The organism is Flavobacterium taihuense, assembly GCF_019351435.1.
GTDB lineage: Bacteria > Bacteroidota > Bacteroidia > Flavobacteriales > Flavobacteriaceae > Flavobacterium > Flavobacterium taihuense.
The window spans coordinates 1-18285 of sequence record NZ_JAHWYN010000013.1; the positions used below are offsets into that span (position 1 = coordinate 1).

15 protein-coding genes and 1 pseudogene are annotated in these 18285 nt (G+C 34.8%); 11 read left to right on the plus strand and 5 right to left on the minus strand.

All coding sequences use genetic code 11. The annotated features are described in order from the left end of the window. Positions 1–157 precede the first annotated feature (157 nt). Together KZH69_RS14070 and KZH69_RS14075 are read right to left on the minus strand one after the other, a co-directional pair. Positions 158–862, minus strand: coding sequence for a hypothetical protein (locus KZH69_RS14070; protein WP_219318115.1), 705 nt, complete (start codon positions 860–862; stop codon positions 158–160). A 401-nt stretch (positions 863–1263) separates the two neighbouring features. After that, complete coding sequence (locus KZH69_RS14075) at positions 1264–1668, minus strand: helix-turn-helix domain-containing protein (protein WP_219318116.1); 405 nt, start codon at positions 1666–1668, stop codon at positions 1264–1266. Between the two features lie 180 nt (positions 1669–1848). On the opposite strand from KZH69_RS14075, the gene KZH69_RS14080 reads away from it, so the two are divergent. The 4 genes from KZH69_RS14080 (at position 1849) to KZH69_RS14095 (ending at position 5188) form a co-directional block, all read left to right on the plus strand. Further along, complete coding sequence (locus KZH69_RS14080; RefSeq protein ID WP_219318117.1) at positions 1849–2394, plus strand: hypothetical protein; 546 nt, start codon at positions 1849–1851, stop codon at positions 2392–2394. Between the two features lie 79 nt (positions 2395–2473). Next, positions 2474–3034 (plus strand): hypothetical protein, encoded by a 561-nt coding sequence (locus tag KZH69_RS14085; RefSeq protein ID WP_219318118.1) that lies wholly within the window; start codon positions 2474–2476, stop codon positions 3032–3034. Positions 3035–3182: 148 nt separating this feature from the next. Beyond that, the gene (locus KZH69_RS14090) at positions 3183–4802 is read left to right on the plus strand and encodes a hypothetical protein (RefSeq protein WP_219318119.1); all 1620 of its coding nucleotides are present in this window, start codon (positions 3183–3185) and stop codon (positions 4800–4802) included. Positions 4803–4831: 29 nt separating this feature from the next. After that, on the plus strand, positions 4832–5188 hold the full coding sequence (locus KZH69_RS14095; protein WP_219318120.1) for a hypothetical protein: 357 nt from the start codon (positions 4832–4834) through the stop codon (positions 5186–5188). 207 nt (positions 5189–5395) lie between these two features. Here the strand turns inward: KZH69_RS14095 and KZH69_RS14100 are convergent, their stop codons facing one another. From KZH69_RS14100 to KZH69_RS14110, 3 genes are all read right to left on the minus strand, one after another. Further along, a complete protein-coding gene (locus tag KZH69_RS14100; RefSeq protein WP_219318121.1) occupies positions 5396–6910 on the minus strand; it encodes an ATP-binding protein in 1515 nt (504 codons plus the stop codon). A 90-nt stretch (positions 6911–7000) separates the two neighbouring features. Beyond that, positions 7001–7393: a DUF7793 family protein gene (locus KZH69_RS14105; RefSeq protein WP_219318122.1), complete on the minus strand. Its 393-nt coding sequence runs from the start codon at positions 7391–7393 to the stop codon at positions 7001–7003. A 15-nt stretch (positions 7394–7408) separates the two neighbouring features. Continuing rightward, a complete protein-coding gene (locus KZH69_RS14110) occupies positions 7409–9802 on the minus strand; it encodes an aminotransferase class I/II-fold pyridoxal phosphate-dependent enzyme (protein ID WP_219318123.1) in 2394 nt (797 codons plus the stop codon). A gap of 255 nt (positions 9803–10057) precedes the next feature. On the opposite strand from KZH69_RS14110, the gene KZH69_RS14115 reads away from it, so the two are divergent. The 7 genes and pseudogenes from KZH69_RS14115 (at position 10058) to KZH69_RS14145 (ending at position 18269) form a co-directional block, all read left to right on the plus strand. Then, positions 10058–10405 (plus strand): hypothetical protein, encoded by a 348-nt coding sequence (locus KZH69_RS14115; RefSeq protein WP_219318124.1) that lies wholly within the window; start codon positions 10058–10060, stop codon positions 10403–10405. Positions 10406–10445: 40 nt separating this feature from the next. After that, positions 10446–10616, plus strand: a complete 171-nt coding sequence (locus tag KZH69_RS14120; RefSeq protein ID WP_219318125.1) for a hypothetical protein — start codon at positions 10446–10448, stop codon at positions 10614–10616. A 231-nt stretch (positions 10617–10847) separates the two neighbouring features. Next, positions 10848–11516 (plus strand): annotated as a pseudogene (locus KZH69_RS14125) (IS3 family transposase); the annotation flags it as partial. Positions 11517–11746: 230 nt separating this feature from the next. Then, positions 11747–12544 carry a PhzF family phenazine biosynthesis protein gene (locus tag KZH69_RS14130; protein ID WP_219318127.1) on the plus strand — a complete coding sequence of 266 codons (798 nt, stop codon included), beginning with the start codon at positions 11747–11749 and terminating at the stop codon, positions 12542–12544. A 111-nt stretch (positions 12545–12655) separates the two neighbouring features. Then, on the plus strand, positions 12656–14947 hold the full coding sequence (locus tag KZH69_RS14135; protein WP_219318128.1) for a type IA DNA topoisomerase: 2292 nt from the start codon (positions 12656–12658) through the stop codon (positions 14945–14947). Positions 14948–15204: 257 nt separating this feature from the next. Further along, complete coding sequence (locus KZH69_RS14140; protein ID WP_219318129.1) at positions 15205–15693, plus strand: DUF6265 family protein; 489 nt, start codon at positions 15205–15207, stop codon at positions 15691–15693. Between the two features lie 206 nt (positions 15694–15899). Further along, positions 15900–18269: a TonB-dependent receptor gene (locus tag KZH69_RS14145; protein WP_219318130.1), complete on the plus strand. Its 2370-nt coding sequence runs from the start codon at positions 15900–15902 to the stop codon at positions 18267–18269. The last annotated feature ends 16 nt before the right edge of the window (positions 18270–18285 follow it).

Consider the following 18285-nt stretch of genomic DNA (forward strand, 5'->3'; position numbering starts at 1 on the left):
ATTAGGAGGCTGGAAAGGTTATCTTTCAGAGAGAAAACCTGGCATCACAACCTTTTGGATTGGTCTTCAAAAATTCGCCGCAATTATGCAAGGCTGGATGCTTTTTAGAGATGTGTCCAGACCGTAGGCACATAAGCAGGCTTTTTATGTATTTGGTTTAAAAATAAAACTTTCCTTCCGCTTCAAAACCCAATGGAATCTGCACTGTCATTTTCTCCAGTGCTGATTTTTCTCCTTTTCGCGTATAGATTCCCACAAGTCTTTCACTATCTTTTCCCATCAGGTGTTTTCCTTTTTCCCTTTCCAGCCAGCCAGTAGCGGTCACTCCGACAAAATTTTTATAAAGTTCTTTTCGTGCAAGAGGAGTTGTACTATTGAAATTCTCACGTCTGTTTCCTTCCAGCTCTGCTTGAGGATGTCTGCTGTGGTCATATTTCCACCAGACAGAAATTTCAAGTTCTCCAAACCCAATATCGCGCCATTTTACAACGGAAGGGAATCCGAAAATTTCAGTAAAAACATGTCCCTGATCATTTCTTGTGTTTTGTGAGTCGGGACTTTCTAATATTATAAGCTTCTTATTAAGAAGATCGTTTACTCCAGCTACCAGCAGATTACGATGCGGGTTCGAAATTTTTGAAATTGCATGCCGGGGTTTCTCCTGAGGAAATTGTGCGTCGCTTTGTTTTTTTGCAGCGCCCGTCTTATTCAGACTGTTCTGGAAGTTTTTGAAATTGGTAAATCCAGCCTGTATGGCCGCTATGTCCAACGCCTGTGTGTGGGTAATGTTCTGTTCTTTTTTGATTTTCTTAGCCTGACGTTTTAATTGTCCATCTGTGTGGCTAGTCGTGTTCTTTTTCATTGTGAAATTAAGTCCCGCCAAAAAATGTCGCCCATCATCCATCTTTCGAAACGAGAAATTAGTTTCGCAATGAGTTTGTAAGTATCCCGGTGCTGATACAGCTTCGCAGTGATGAGCGGCACGCTTCCGATTTCAGCGTGATGTAAAAATAATAAAAATAAAATTAACAGACTGATAATCTAAGAGATATTTTTTTTAAGATTAAAGGTACTCAAAGAGCGCCTTCATCTGCAAAGGAGTGATAGCTTTCTACACTTATAGAAAGAGTAATAAAACCGCTTTACGAAGGGACCTTTGAAGCTATGCGAATGTCTCCTGACTTCGCACCCGTAAAATAATATTCCAAAACAAAAAAGAGACTCGAAAGTCTCTTTGTGAAATTAATATATCTTTATAAATGATTATTTATTGATTAATTTTTCAAGCCTTGCCATCATTTCATCCTTCTCTTTCAACATACGTTCATATAACGCAATTTTTTCTTCGTGCATCTTTAGGACTTGCTCTATAGGATTAAAAGTAGGATTATCATTTCTCTGATATCCAATACCATTATTGCCAAAAGTATTAGCAATTACATTTACAGCCTGCTCTTCATCAAAATTCTGAAAAGCTTCGACAGGAATTTTTAATACTGCTGAGATTTGTTTAAGCAGGTTATCTTCAATTACATCTTTTTGCTCCAGCATAGAAATTTTCTTTTGATTCCAGTCTTCTCCCAGATCATAAGCCAATGCCTCCTGCTTTATGTTAAGCATTTCTCTGAAACGTTTTACGTTTCTTCCCTGATGTATTTTTTGTTCCATAATGAGTGTCAATTTTCTGCAGGCTCAAAGATAAAGCCATTTGGGTTAAAAAGTTTGAGTTTCAAAGATAAAAAAATATCCTGTAAAATATCCCTTTTGTCAGATATTATATCCATATAGCGAATAGATTATCCTTTTTAAAGAATAGAACTTCGCTTTTCAATATTAAATCTTCTCATTATGAAAAAGAATAAAATATCCTTTGAATCTTATTTTTGGGCAGCTGATAGAATTGAATGCCCTTTTGAATTGGTTAATGCTTTTTATGACTACGCACATCTCGATTTTTACAAACATACTTTGGGAGAAGCAATAATGTACAGCCATAAGAGAAAAATCTATATGCAGGATAACCCAGGTCAAATTTTTGTTTTCTATACTGCTATGAACTCTTTTCTAAAAGCTTGTTACTGCTTGAAAGTAAAAAGCAAAAAATGGCAAGTTAAAGAATCAGCTGAGTGTGAGTCAATACTTCATCTGGCTTCTTTGACAAAGGAGGAGTACAATAATCCTTTTATTGTATTTCAAAAAGCATTTGCTGAGAATACTCCTGACGAATTTGAATTCTTCCTATGTGAAATCGTACACCTTTCATTATCTCCCTGCGCAGAAGAATTTGATTTTGATATGATGACGCCCTATCTGTATTTAATCAAAATGCTGGATGCATGCCAGCTTATGCGGGAAAGAGGCATTGAAAAGATCAAAAATAATGAAGAGTCTTAAGGATAAGATATCCAGTAACGGAATAGATTATCCTTTTGAAAGAGTGGAACTTCGCTTTTCAATATTAAATCTTCTCATTATGAAAAAGAATAAAATATCCTTCGAAACAAGATTTTGGGCAGGGTTTGTAGCAGGAAATCCATTTGAGGCATTTGACGCCATTTTTGACTTTGCACATCTTGATTATTATAAACAGAATTTAAGTCAAGCTGTACTTCACTGCTATAAGACAAAAGTCTACAAGCAGGATGCTCCTTGCAATGCTTTTGTTTTTTATACTGCTATAGGCACTTTTCTCAAAGTCTGTTACTGCCTGAAAGGGAAAGACAAGAAATGGAAAGTGAAAGAATCTTCCCGCTCCGAAACGGTATTTCATCTTTCTTCCCTGACCAAAGAAGAATACGACAATCCGTTTTTGGTGCTTCAAAGTGCATTTAAAGAGAGAACACTGCAGCAGTTTGAATATTTCTTAAGTGAAATTACAGAGCTTTCATTGTCTCCATATGATCTAGATGCTGACTCTGATCTTACGACACCTTATATTCATTTAATCAAAATGCTCGATGCAGCGGAACTGATGAAAGAAAGAGGCGTTGAGAGAATAAAGAAAAATGAACAGGTTGAACCTTCAGTGGAATAAATTATCCTTTATCTAATCTTCAAAAACACAGTATTATGAAATCGCCATAGCAACAATTGTCGTAAAACCAATCAAGATCTGGCGACCCGAGTGAAAGCGAACAGGCGAAGCATACCATATTCCATTAAAAAACAAATATTATCTACATATGAAAACTTCAAAAAAACTTTCATTTCCAAAACTCGAAAACGAATTTTTAGAAAATATCCTGAGACAATTGGTCAATCAGTATGCTGTCATTCAGCTGTTTTTTACCAAACAGGCCTCTCCCCTTTTCTCAAATCTTATTATCCATGTCGGAAAAAAGACAGATGCAGAACAGCTGCAATCGACTAAGTGGGTGAAAAAAGTTAGAAACCGCTATCAAATCAATGTCATTTTCATTTATTCTGGAAGGCTCCACCATCGATTTTCTTTGGGGCATCCCTTTATTGAATTATACTGCCGGCCTTCGGCTCTTATTTATCAAAATTCAGCAGCTGTAAATCCGCTCGTTATTGCAAGAGACTGGAAGCAATACAAGAAGAAGTTTCATGCGTTTGAAGAGCGTTTTTATAACGACCACGACCTTCTTAAGTCACAAATCCACAATCTCATATCAGAAGGTGCTGCAAACAGTGTTTTTACATCCTATGCCAGATTAATGGAATATGATCTGGAATATTTAGAAGAACTGTATGCAGCAAATACGTTTCATTCGCTGCCTTTGGAGGAAAGGATCAATAACCTGATCGCATACATTCCTGAGATTCAAAAATACTTCGTGAAGAAAAGCCACAGCAGCTATTATCTTACGGATCTGTTTGCAAAAGCAAAAGAAGCGTCCATCAATGATGGTGAGCCAATACATAAAGATGAAATGTATGAAGCCGTTGGAATTGCCGAACAAAGTCTCTACCGTTTAATCGAAGAACGGCTTGACGAATTAAAAAAACGGATTAAAAAAGAGTTATCTGAAAGACACGAAGCTCCATATCAAATTGATAACAAACTAAAAGAGGAGACTCTCGATATTGCTGTCGCAACCATAGTAAAATCTGTTGATGCCGAACAGATCTATTTGTACCATCAAATTACCTTCGGTGAAAAAACGACTTATTACCTAATGCTTATAGCTAACGGTGCGGGCAATGAAAAATTAAAATCAATAACCCAATCCCTGAAAAGTAAAATCGGCGGGGAATGTGATTTTGTTTTGATCAGCCACAACCGTTATTGGATACAAGAGAATCTGTATCAGCATCAAAGCTTCTTTGCCAAGATTATACAAGACAAAAATCGGATCTATTCATCCAGCCCATACCACCCTGAACTGCATTGGGAGGTTCCTCACAGTCCTTATCATGCTGATCTGTATTTTTATTATAAACCAGCCAAGGATAGTGCTTTCCAATTTTTCACGATGGCCAATAACGCCAAAGAAAACTACCAAGGCATTGATTACTTTTTTACATTGTTTTTTCTGTCCTTCTGCAGAACATACATTTTTGCAAAAACCTATTACCTGCCTAATTATCTGTCAAATGAAGCCTTATGGCAATTATGCCTCTATGCCGATCCCGAATTACGGAAATACAATTATATGATAGAACAGTTCTGGACGGATTTCTTTCCTTATCTCGATAGACACATGACGCTTAACCATAAGTTGTCAAAGTTCCACAAAGAAGAGGCTGATCAGATGATTGCTATTGTTGAAAAACTGATGCATGAATTACACAATCTGGTTATTGAAGGTGGATTATTAGATTTTGAGCAAGACCGATAAATTATTTAACCGATTTAAAAATAAAGATCATGGAAAAAGATGAAATTGAAAAGTTAGAAACTATTAAGAGATTGGCCTCCAACTGCCTCAGAACTTTGAAGCCAGTTGGCGATAAAAGCGGGATTCATACTGCTGAGATAAGAGTGTATGATTATTATGAACTAGCTGCGGTTATTAGAAATCTGCTAAAATTATGTATTGTAGCTCTTGATGAAGATGGCGCTGAAGTCCCCAATACGATAAAAAATCAGTCCATCGATGTCGGGCTGATACTGGGCATTGCTCTGCAGTTATTTCCAATTGATGAATTTGAATTGCTAAACGAAATCAGCATAGTGTTTCCTGCGGATTCTAAAAATGAAGATGAAAATAATATCAATAAGTAATGGATCAATCCTAAAAGTCGTGGGGAATATATAAGATATAAAAAAACTCCTTAATTTCTTAAGGAGTTTTTTATGGTCCATAGGGACTGTCTACGAATCATTTGATGCATGATTTAAAGAAATTTGCTTCAAAGTAGTTATTGTTGTCAGTAATCCAAATTGAAAAAATCATGCATTATGATTTTTTTTAAACTCATATAACAGCGGCTATATAGTGTCTTCTTTATGAACTAATTCAATTATAACATTATACAACTCTTCTGACTCGAAAGGTTTGGATAAATACCTGTCTATTCCTTCAGAAGAACAAGCTTCGATAATAGAACCTGTCACAACTGCTGTTAATGCTACAATTGGAATGCTTTTTTTAGTCTTATCTTCCAAGTTACGAATAATCGCAGTAGCTTCATATCCATTCATTATTGGCATCATAATATCCATCAAAATAATATCAAAATTTTCCCGAATAACTGCCTCAACTGCTAAACTGCCATTATCTACAGTAACACAATCGAAATTAAATTTTGAAAGCACTTTTTGCGCCAAAATTTGATTAATCCGATTATCTTCTACTAAAAGAACTTTTATTTTTCCGCCTCTATTAACAGAAACAGCTGATTTATCTTTATTTATAATTGATTTTAAAGGAACTGATTTAGCATTTTCTTTAGCAAAAAGTAAGTTTACTGTGAATTTTGTACCAACACCAAGTTTACTTTTCACATGGATTTCGCCATTCATAATATTGATGATTTTCTTGATGATGGTCAGTCCTAATCCTGTACCACCATACTTTCTTGCCGTATCATTGCTTACCTGAATAAATGGATCAAAAATAGTATCTATCTTATCCTGAGGAATTCCTATTCCAGAATCTTTTACTGTAATTTTTATATGATAGAAGCCTGCTTCTTCTTTATCAAGCTTAATTTTTACTGTAATTTTTCCTTTTTTTTGGGTAAATTTAACGGAATTACTAATTAAATTAAACAGTATTTGAGAAACTCGAATAGAATCACCATTAAGTATTGCGGGAACTTTTTTATTGATTAAAATTTTAAAATCTATCTCTTTTGCCTGTGTCTTACCAGAAAAGGTATCATAAATAAGCTTGGTAAGGTTTGATAAATCGAAGGGTTTTTCATAGAGTGCAATTTGTCCTGATTCAATTTTTGCCAAATCCAAAATATCATTAATAATCACGAGAAGAATGTCTCCTGAAATCTTTATATAGTCTAATTGCTTTTTGCTCTCTGCATCTAAAGATCGATTTTTTAACAATAAATCCGTGAAACCCAAAATACCATTGAGTGGCGTACGAATTTCATGACTCATACTTGACAAGAATTCATCTCTTGCCATGGCTAATTGTTCAGAACGTTCCTTTTCCTCTACTAATTTATTATTACTAGTTTCTAATAATTTTTTAGTAACCATTACTGCTTTTAATTCATCAATATAGGTGTTGAATCCCATACAGAAAACATCTAATTCATCTTGGGCATCTGAAATTGGCAAATAATTAAAAAAATCTCCAGCATAGCTATTTGAAATATGTTCAATGATAACATCAGTTCTTTTCTTTTTAGACTCAATTTTTTCAGCCAAAGAAAGCAATTCTTTATGAACATCCTCTAAACTATTTCCATTTGTACATTGTTGCTGAAACTCGTCTGCATTGATTGAACGAACCAAAACTAATATTTCTTCTAGCTTAGTCATTTAATTTTTACTTTTAATTGTTTCAATTAATCGTACTAATTTACATATTTTTTAAGAAAAAGCTGTAAAAAAATAAATATTTATAAAGATTTAACTTAGTTCGTTTTTTGCTTTTATTTCCATTAACCATTCAACAGCTTTTTCCTTTTTTGTAAAAAACAAAAAAGGAAAATCAGGTTTATTTAATTTTAAATAGGAATTAAATATGAACTTGGTAATATGAGAATTTACCAGCACCGCTATGCAGTACAAATAGTCTTGCCCATATCTTTCAGCATAATCTCTAACCTCTTTCGTTAGATTTTTTAGGTTTGTAATGTCATAGAGCCAATATTGTTTTTCTCCTCCAGAGATTTTTTCCCTCATTTCTATTACTTGCTTTAAGTTGTCGAGGCTCAATACTGTCTCTTTCTGAAATTTTGAAATTAGAATATCATTTTCAAACCAGAATTTTATTAAATTATTTTCGATAGGATTTTCCATAATATCGACTAATTACTATGAGGACAATAAATCCCAATTATACATATTATCTACTTTCATATAGGCAAATATGGATACTAATTTTGCTCCATATTTTTGCTTTTCATAATCGGAAGTTAATCCAAGATATGTTTTTGATTTATCTAAATCATTTCCTCTTTTCACCATATAATACATAACCTGTTTGTATAAATGATGGGATTTTATATAATTATAATTTAACCCCACAATTAGGGGACAACAATGATTTTCGCCAATAAAGCCCCATATACCTCCAATTAATTCGTCAGAACCCTTTAGACGAAATTCTATAAACTCCCATTCATCATATTTAGATAAAATTTTGGTAATTTTATTTGGGTAAGCAAAAAAGTTAAATGCAAAATTGGCTTTTTTGACATTTGAAAATAATTTATAATGTTCTTCCGCTTCTTTATCCGTCAATGTTTTTTTAATGGTAATATCAAATTTATCTTCATATTTGAATACATATCGTTTGATATTATTTATGCCGTTTTTAGACGTTAGAAAAGATAGTAATTCATCTTCGGTATTCCATTTTGGATGCTCCACGATATTTGTATTCGGCATACTCACTTTTGCAAAACCTTCATTCTCGAAGCGTTCATTGAATTGAAAATCGGATTGAAAATCTCTCAGAATAACAACCGTTGAACCAGTGGCTTTTTTAAATTTTTCGACCTCAATAAAAAACTGATTAAAGGTTTCATCCACTAAAGAATGGTCTCCCTTAACATATAAATGTTCCCCTTCTGTAAACAAAGAACCCATTGTCAAAGTTTTTGAACATAAATAATAAGGCTCTTCCTCCCTTTGCTTTTCAATTTTTCGAGAAATATTTTCTAAGGCCAACATATCATCTTTACAAAGCGCACTTGTAAAAAATGTAGCCAATAGTATTTCATTATTTTCATCTTTAATGATTAAATAATGAAATTCCCAATTTTCTTCTACTTTTTCATTATTCGAAAAAATCTCTTCAATGCAACGCAAACCGTTATGCGAATAGTTCCCATTATCCTTAAAAAGATTGTCCCATAATTGAGCATCAATTTCATTAATACTATTATAGGTTTCGACAAAAACATTCTCTGACTCAGCTGGTTTTACAGTCTTTTTACCCTTAAAAGGAAGATTAAACGTCTTATAGATTTTCTCTAAATCTTCATTTTCCTCATCAACTGCCAACTGGAAGTTTTTGTCTATTGAATTTACTAATTGATCAATATGCTCTTTTGTATTATGCCTTGTGAGCGTGAATCGCAATCCTGTTTTATCATTCGGAACGACAGGATAAGTTGCCGTATTGACATATAGACCATCAGCCAAAACACGCTGAATTAAATTATGCGTTACCTTGACAGACCCAGCACCTATAAAATAAATCGGAGTTTCGCTTGAAGAAGTATTGGTCAAATTAAGATCTTCTAATTTCGTATTCAAATACTCCATCAGTTCTTTTAACTCATTTTGATACACTTGAATCTTATCTGAAAGCAAAATTTCGGCAGACCCTATTGCTGCTCCAACATTTGCTGGAGATAAGGGATGGGTATAAGAGAGAATTCCTCCGTAAATGTCAATTTTTCGATGCATTTCTATGTCATTAAAAACAGCAATTCCTCCAATACTTCCAAAACCTTTGGCCAAAGTACTGATTAAAACTACCTTCTCACTATGCTTAAAATATTCAAACACGCTACCGCATCCATTTGTGCCGGTCCATCCCACACCGTGGGCATCATCAAAATACAAATGAAATTTTGGATATTTTTCCAATAAATAAAGAAGCTCTTTTTTATGAGGCAAATCACCATACATAGAATAAACTCCGTCAGCCATAAACCAAATCTTGTCATACTGATTATAGCCTCTCTTAATAAAATCTTCCAACATTTCCATATTGTTATGGCGTATCATTTTCACCATAGTCCCTTGCAACTTTGCAAATTGACAAGGATATTGCACGCTATAATGCACTTGTTGGTCTAGAATAATTAAATCACCGGGTTCTATAATAGTCCCTATCATCGATTGATGCGTAACCGATGTTGAAGGATATATTACTACTGGATGATCATCGAATATTTTACTTATTAGATTTTCTAACTCTTCAACATAAGGCGCTTTGACAAAAGCCCTTGAAATAGAGAAATGAGAACCATATCTGCCTAATAACTCGTGACTTTTGGCTAAAATATGAGGATGCTTTTCTAATCCCAGATAGCCACAAGTACCAAAGTTGATTAATTCTTCATTATTTATTTTTAAAAATTCACCATTAAATTCATCTTCCTGAGAAGAGAGATGCATTATTTTCTTTTTTTTTGCTGCCGTAACTACATAATCAACTACATCATAAGCACTTGCGTGTTTTATCTTTGCCAAAATTCGAGGAAAATTAAGTTATTAATAGACTGGAGGAAACCTTTACTTCAATTGTTTCAAATATAAATATAATATAAAAATCTGATATTCAGTCAAAAAACAAATAAAATTGATCGAAAAGCAAATTGATAATACTTTTAAAACAAAAAACTTACTAAAGAATAATCTCATAAATGCAAAACAGTTTCATTCCCTTTTTTTATTATCTATAGTAATGTCTTATCCTAGAAATAGCTATACACAAACCAAAAGTGTATGGAACAGAAAGAACAGGAAGTTTATGCTGTCCGCGAGCGTAAGCAAAGTCATTATGACCAAAGGTTGATTTTAAAAGTGGTAAAGGAAGTGGAAGCAGGTCTTCCCCGCAAGGAAGCCAACCGTATTTACGAATTAGGCAAAAATTGCCTGTATAATTGCCTGTATAATTGGATGCGTAAATATGGATCTATAAATTATCAGCAAAACATTAAGCGAAAAAGCTATACTAACCTGCAAAAAAGGACTGTTGTAACAGCCATAGAGCAAGATGAGTATAAAAGAGGCCCAAAGTGCCTATGGTGTCAAAACGGAGAAAATAATTCGGAACTGGCTGACGCAATATAAAACAGAAAAAGTCGAACTTTGTGTTATAACAGAATCTGTAATGGCTAAAAAGACCAAACCATTCAACGCTGCGCAAACTCAGGCCTTACAAAAGGCATTAGAAGAAGCAGAACTGAAGATCAAGGCGCTCAACACGCTAATTGATGTAGCCGAGGAACAACTTAAAATTGACATCAAAAAAAAGTCTGGTGCCAAGCAGTCCTCAAAATGAAACATGACTATCCCAGATCAGGGATAGGCTTGTTATGCAGACTGTTTGGCAAAACAAGACATGCGTACTACGAGGCTTTATGGCGAAAAGAAAACAGCCTGGTCAGGGAAGATGTTATTCTTCAGGAAGTCATTGCAGTGCGCAATGATCTGCCAAGAGTTGGAACCCGTAAACTGCACTATCTTCTGCAATCCTCACTAGAATCACACAAAATAAAAATTAGGAAGGGATTATCTTTTTGATCTGCTTTCCGAGCATAAATTATTGGTTCGGCAACGCAAAAGGAAAGCCATCACAACTGACTCAAGGCATTGGATGCGTAAATACAGCAATTTAATCAGGGGCATGCCTGTAATAAGGCCTGAACAGGTATGGGTGAGCGATATAACTTATATCCGGCTAACGAATCAATGGGGGTATTTAAGTTTAATAACCGATGCATATTCTCGAAAGATTATAGGATATTGTTTTCGCAATGATCTGATGGCAGAAGGATGTATTGAAGCATTAGAAATGGCTTTGAAAAACAGGATGTATCATGAACCAATCATTCACCATTCAGATAGAGGTTCACAGTATTGCTCTCATCAGTATGTGAATCTATTGCATCAAAACGCTATTGGAATCAGCATGACTGAAAACGGGGATCCCTATGAAAATGCATTGGCGGAACGTGTAAACGGAATCATCAAAACAGAGTTCAATCTTCATAGCAGCCAGTTAGGTTTTGAACAAACCTACAATCAGATAAAGCGAAGTATCAAGGTCTATAATGAAATCAGACCACATTCAAGTTGTGATTACCTAACCCCAAACCAGGCTCATTTGCAATCAGAGAATCTGAAGAAGCGTTGGAAGAATTACAATAAAAAATTTAACTATGAAAAAACAGTTGTATAGTGAGTTCAGGATTAAGAATTATTTTTGTACAACTATAATAGGATTTATTAGTAATTTGCATAGGTATTTTAGGATGGAACAAAAGCATGGATAGTGTATAGATAGTGTATGGATAATGTATGAAACAGGTATGAAGATTATTGCGCTCCTACCAATGGCCGAACTCCAATACTTTCACCCCGAATGAACGCTATTTTAAGGCAGCTCTAAACGTATAGAAAATTTAAAAAATGAAAACTTATTTTGTAGACTCCTTTACGAATGAAAAATTCAAAGGAAATCCCGCAGCAGTCTGTCTGCCCAACAGAGAATTAGATATTACAACCATGCAAAGTATTGCAGCAGAAATCGGTTTTTCTGAAACTGCTTTTATCAAACAAATCAAAGACAATACCTATAGCATTCGTTTTTTTACGCCAAAAATTGAAATCCCACTATGCGGACACGCCACCTTGGCTTCGTCCAAAATCATTTTTGATACCACCCTCTTTGACACTATAAAATTCATCAACTGCAACAATATTGAATTGTTTATTGAAAAAGTAGGAACTAAAATTAAAATGCAATTTCCGGTTTATGAAACTGAAGAAACAGAAGTCCCTCAAAAGATGATCGATGCGCTTGGAATTTCAAAAATTGCAAATAAAAGATACAGTCCCATAAATAAAATAATTTTAATTGAAATTGAGAGCGCCATCGAGTTAGCCAATTTGGCACCTGATTTTACGGCATTGATAAATTCATATACAGGAATAAATGGTGCTCTGGTAACAGCTATTTCAGACAACGAAAATTTTGATTTTCAGTACCGGTATTTTTGGCCTTGGGCAGGAACGAATGAAGATCCTGTAACGGGCGGTGTTCAAACTTTTTTGACAAAATATTGGGCTACAAAACTGAACAAAACAAAACTGAATGCCTATCAATCTTCATCTAGAACAGGATCAATGAGCACCGAACTTTTACAGGACAAAGTTTTTATTTTAGGCGAAGCGGTAACTGTATTGGAGGGGGAATTTATTTTGTAATTTCGCCCAAGGTGTCCATTCATCATTTTTGCCCGTTCATAACTCCACAAAATTTCATTTCAATACCAATTTCTAAATTCCTAATTTGCGCCTTCAAATCAATAGGAGAAAATGAAGGTCTGTATTGCCGAAAAACCAAGTGTAGCACGCGAAATCGCATCCGTTTTGGGAGCCAATACCAAACACGATGGGTATTTCGAAGGCAATGGCTATCAGGTCACTTATACTTTTGGGCATTTATGTACCTTAAAAGAACCCAACGATTACAAACCCAATTGGAAAAGTTGGGACTTGAACAACCTGCCCATGCTTCCCGAAAAATTTGAAACCAAAGTGGTGCAGAATTCAGGGATTCAAAAGCAATTCAGAATCGTAAAAGGTTTATTTGATAAAGCAGAATTGGTCATCAACTGCGGGGATGCCGGGCAAGAAGGAGAACTCATTCAGCGCTGGGTAATGAACGAGGCCAATTACAAAGGCGAAGTCCAGCGTCTATGGATTTCGTCCCTTACCACCGAAGCCATCAAAGAGGGTTTTGAAAACCTAAAACCATCTGCCAACTACGATAATTTATACTACGCGGGATTTTCCAGAGCCATTGGCGACTGGCTACTCGGCATGAATGCCACCCGTTTGTACACGGTAAAGCATGGCGGTTACAAACAAGTTTTGTCCATTGGTCGGGTGCAAACTCCAACCTTGGCGATGGTCGTTGACCGATTTAAGGAAATTGAAAATTTCAAACCTCAACCCTATTGGGAGTTGCAAACTTTATATAGAGAAACACTTTTTAGCTATGAAGAAGGGCGCTTTTTGAAAAAGGAAGATGGTGAAATTCTAGCCAAAAAAGTCAAGGAAAGCGAGTTCGAAATTGTTTCTGTCGAAAAAAAGAACGGCAATGAGTATGCACCAAAACTGTTTGACTTAACAGGGTTACAGGTATATTGCAATCAAAAATTTGGGTTTTCAGCAGATGAAACGCTCAAAATCGTTCAAACGCTGTATGAACAAAAAGTAGTCACTTACCCGAGAGTCGATACCACATTTTTACCAAACGACATCTATCCAAAAGTACCAGGGATTCTACAAAAACTAACCAATTATTCTGAGCTGACACAGCCACTTTTGGAAAAAAAGATTAAAAAATCACCCAAGGTTTTCAACGATAAAAAAGTAACCGATCACCATGCAATTATCCCAACGGGAGTACAATCCAATTTGCAATACAATCAGCAACAAGTCTATGATATTATTGTGAAAAGATTTATTGCTGTGTTTTATGACGATTGTTTGGTAGCCAATACCACGGTGATTGGAAAAGCAGCCGATGTACTATTCAAAACCACTGGAAAGGAAATCCTGAAAAAAGGATTTCGAGTAGTTTTTGAAGATCCAAACGCCAAAGAAAAAGAAGCCGATATATTACCGAGTTTTGTTGTTGGCGAAAAAGGCCCGCACCTACCTTCGTTTTTAGAAAAAGAAACCAAACCGCCCAATCAGTTTACGGAAGCAACTTTATTACGCGCCATGGAAACCGCGGGCAAGCAAATAGACGATGAAGACTTACGGGAATTAATGAAAGAAAATGGTATTGGTCGCCCATCAACGCGAGCCAATATTATTGAAACGCTTTTCAAACGCCAGTATATTGTTCGAAACAAAAAACAGGTATTGCCAACGCCAACGGGAATTCAACTGATTGACACGATTCAGAATGAATTAATAAAGTCGGCTGAACTCACGGGTTCTTGGGAAAAACAGTTGAAAGATATTGAAAAAGGGGAGTTTACGGCTGGTGCGTTTATTAAGAACATGAAACAGATGGTAGAAGCTTTGGTCTATGAAGTACGAAGTGAAACCCGACGTGCCAATATTTCGCATGCCGGAAGTATTCAAAAACAAGAAGTTGCAGTTGAGAAAAAGAAAGCAGCGGGAATCTTAGCAGAAGTCTGTCCGAAATGTAAAAAAGGAACACTCGTAAAAGGAAAATCTGCCTATGGATGTGCCCATTATAAGGCAGGCTGTAATTTTGTACTACCTTACACTTTTGCCGAGAAAAAAATATCGGAGAATCAATATTTACGATTGCTCCAAAAAGGCTCCACCGTAAATTTGAAGGACTTCAAAACCGAAGCCGGCATTGTGGAAGGTTTGCTTCGCTTTGATGAAAATTACAAACTCAAATTAGAACCGAAGAAAACTGTCACCAAAACAACACCGGATGAATTAACGTGTCCCAAATGCAAAAAAGGAACAGTACTCAAAGGAAAAACTGCTTATGGTTGCGGCGATTATAAATTGGGTTGTGATTTTAAAGTTACTTTTGAAGTGGTCAGGGAAAAACTGAAAGATCAAAAACCAACCAAAGAACTAGTTTATTCTATTTTAAGCGACAGCATTTGAATCAATTTAAACATATAAGTCATATAAGTTAAAAAAAAGGAGTTTGTCACATTGTCTAAAAGAGAATATAAGTGAAAACATTAATTGTAATCTATGTGACTTTGCTTAAATGAACTGTTTTTTTTTACTTAATTTCATTCAAATTAAAACTTATATGACTTATATGGTAAACCTTTAATTCCAAAACTAAAAAAAACAACACTATTCTATTTTTTCATAAATTAGCTAATTCAAAATAATACCAAATATTTACGCAAATGTTTCAAAAAACAACCCTTATACTGCTTTTGTTGGCCATTGTCTCTTGTAAAAATACTGAAGCCAACGAGAAAGACCAAATAAAAAAGGCCAACTGGTTACTAGGAAAATGGGAAACCAAAACTGCAGACGGAAATCTTTCTGAAAGTTGGAAACAAGTTAACGACAGCACTTTTCAAGGGGAATCCTTTTTTATCAAAGGCAAGGACACTTTGCATTTTGAAACCATAACATTGCAACAAAAGGGAGAAGATTTATTCTACAACACCACCGTAAAAGGTCAAAACGAAAACAAAGCTGTTGCCTTTAAAATGACTATTGGAACAGAAAAACAATTGATTTTTGAAAACCCGAAACACGACTATCCTCAAAAAATCACTTATACGCTAATTACTAAAGATAGCCTTGTAGCAGCCATTTCTGGAGTTCAACTCGGGAAACCAAGCTCCGAAAAGTTCGGAATGAAAAAAGATTCAATAACAAAATAACAATTCTTATCTTACTAAATACAAACCTTGCTCTAAAACAGCAAGGTTTTTTTATGCTCTAAAACCGCCTAAATCATAGACTTAAAACATTTATTTATAATTAATCTAAATAAGTGTTGCTAAATTAAGTATAATTTTTACATTTGCCTTATTCTTATTTATTCTAAATAATAATAACATATTTAAAAAACTTTATATCTTAACCTATGAAATATTTGAATCAACAATTACCCCTATTTAAATTGTTCTTATGTCTATTTATTCTTTCAACAGCGACCTCTTTTGCCCAAAACAAAGGAAGCCTAAAAGGAACCGTTCAAACCAGTGACAATAAACCCGCAGAAGGAGTTTCGGTTACTGTAGAAGAATTAAACAGGACAACCATTGCCGACAATAACGGTGTTTTTACAATCAAAAGCATACCTGCTGGTAGCTATACAATAATAGTAACACTAGTTGGTAACAATGATGTCCAACAAAACGTAACAATTGCGGATGGTGAAACTGCAACCTTAGATATCAATCTTTCTTTATCCAATAATGAATTGAACCAAGTGGTTATTTTAAGTAACAAAAGTGTTTTTAAAACCAATCGTGTTTCTTCTTCACTTCGTTTACAGTCTCCTATTATAGAAATCCCACAAAACATTCAGGTCGTAACAGGAAAACTAATTCAAGATCAACAAATCAATAACATGCTTGAAGGTGTAACCCGCAACGTGAGTGGTGCTACAAGAGTAGAACATTGGGATAATTATGCTAATATTACGATGAGAGGCAGTCAGGTTGCTGCTTTTAGAAATGGTATGAACGTGAGTACAACTTGGGGACCGTTGACAGAAGACATGAGTATGGTAGAGCGCATAGAATTTGTAAAAGGTCCTGCAGGATTTATGTTATCAAACGGAAATCCAAGTGGTTTTTATAATGTGGTAACTAAAAAACCAAGTGGAAGAAACAAAGGAGAGGCAAGTTTGTCTTTGGGTAGTTATGGTATGTATAGAGGTACATTGGATTTGGACGGAAAATTGACTAAAGACGGAAAACTTTTGTATCGTTTCAATGCAATGGGAGAAAAGAAAGACAGTTACCGCGATTTTGACTTTAATGACCGTTATACTATTGCACCAGTATTAAAATATTTATTTTCAGACAAAACTTCTGCAACACTTGAATATACACAACAATTTTCGAAAGTAAATGCAATTGGTAGTAACTATGTTTATGCCAAAAATGGTTACGAAGAATTACCAAGAAGCTTTACTACATCAGAGAAAGAATTAGATCCTACACAAATGCTGGAAAGAAGTCTTTTGGGGATTTTTGAACATAGTCTAAATGACAAATGGAAAATTACTGCCCAAGGTTCATACTTAAATTACGAACAAGAAGGAATGTCTTTGTGGCCAGCAGGTTTTGATCCTGCAAATGACGCTATTCTTAAAAGAGCTGGCGGAAACTGGGATATTTTAGGAAAAATATATACTGGACAAACTTTTGTAAATGGACAGGCTCAAACCGGATCTGTTTCCCATAAGATACTTTCTGGATTCGATATGAGTGATAAAACCTATTATCATGACTGGTTACAATCTTTCACATTACCTGATTTAGATATTTATAATCCTGTACATGGCATAACAGCTTCGCCAAAATTTGACAGAAGCAAAGACATGGAAGACAGAGGTGTAAAATATTATAATAATTATAAAGGTTTTTATGCACAGGATGAATTAGGATTCTTAGATAATTCACTTCGCTTAACATTGGCAGGAAGATATACTATTCTAAAAGCTGGTGATGCATATTCTGGTGGTTCAAAAAATGAAAAATTCACACCGCGTATTGGATTGAGCTATTCTATTGACAAAAATACATCTGCTTATTTTGTGAGAGATGAATCTTTTACAGAAAATTATGGGAGTGATTGGCAAGGAAAAAGTTTTAATCCTCAAACGGGAACAAATTTAGAATTAGGGTTCAAAAGAGACTGGTTAAACGGAAAATGGAATTCTACGCTTGCAGCCTATCAAATTACCACAGACAATGTCCTTACATTAGATGCTGAACATTCTACGTCAGCTAAGCAATATAGCAAAGAAAATGGTCAGCAAAAAGTAAAAGGTTTTGAAGTTGACATTAGAGGAGAAATCTTTAAAAACTTAGATATTGTTGTAAACTATGCTTTTACAGAAGGAAAAACTACTAAAGATACCGACCCAAATATGGTAGGAAATCAAATTCCAGGAAGTACAAAACATATTCAAAACACTTGGTTAAATTATAAAGTAGATAATGGATTACTAAACGGATTGGGGCTTTCATTAGGATATCAATATCAAGTAGATAGAGCTCCATGGTATATTTCACCTGATAACACTACTGCACTACCTGACTATTTCCGTTTGGATGGAGGTGTATCTTATCAAATCAAGAAAGTATACATAAACCTTATTGTTAATAACATACTTAATAAGTACTTGTATTCTGGAGGATATTATAGTTATACCGATATGTATTACTGGCAAGCGGAAGCAGGTACTAATGCAAGGGTAACTGTAAGTTATAAATTCTAAGATTGTTTTTATTTTG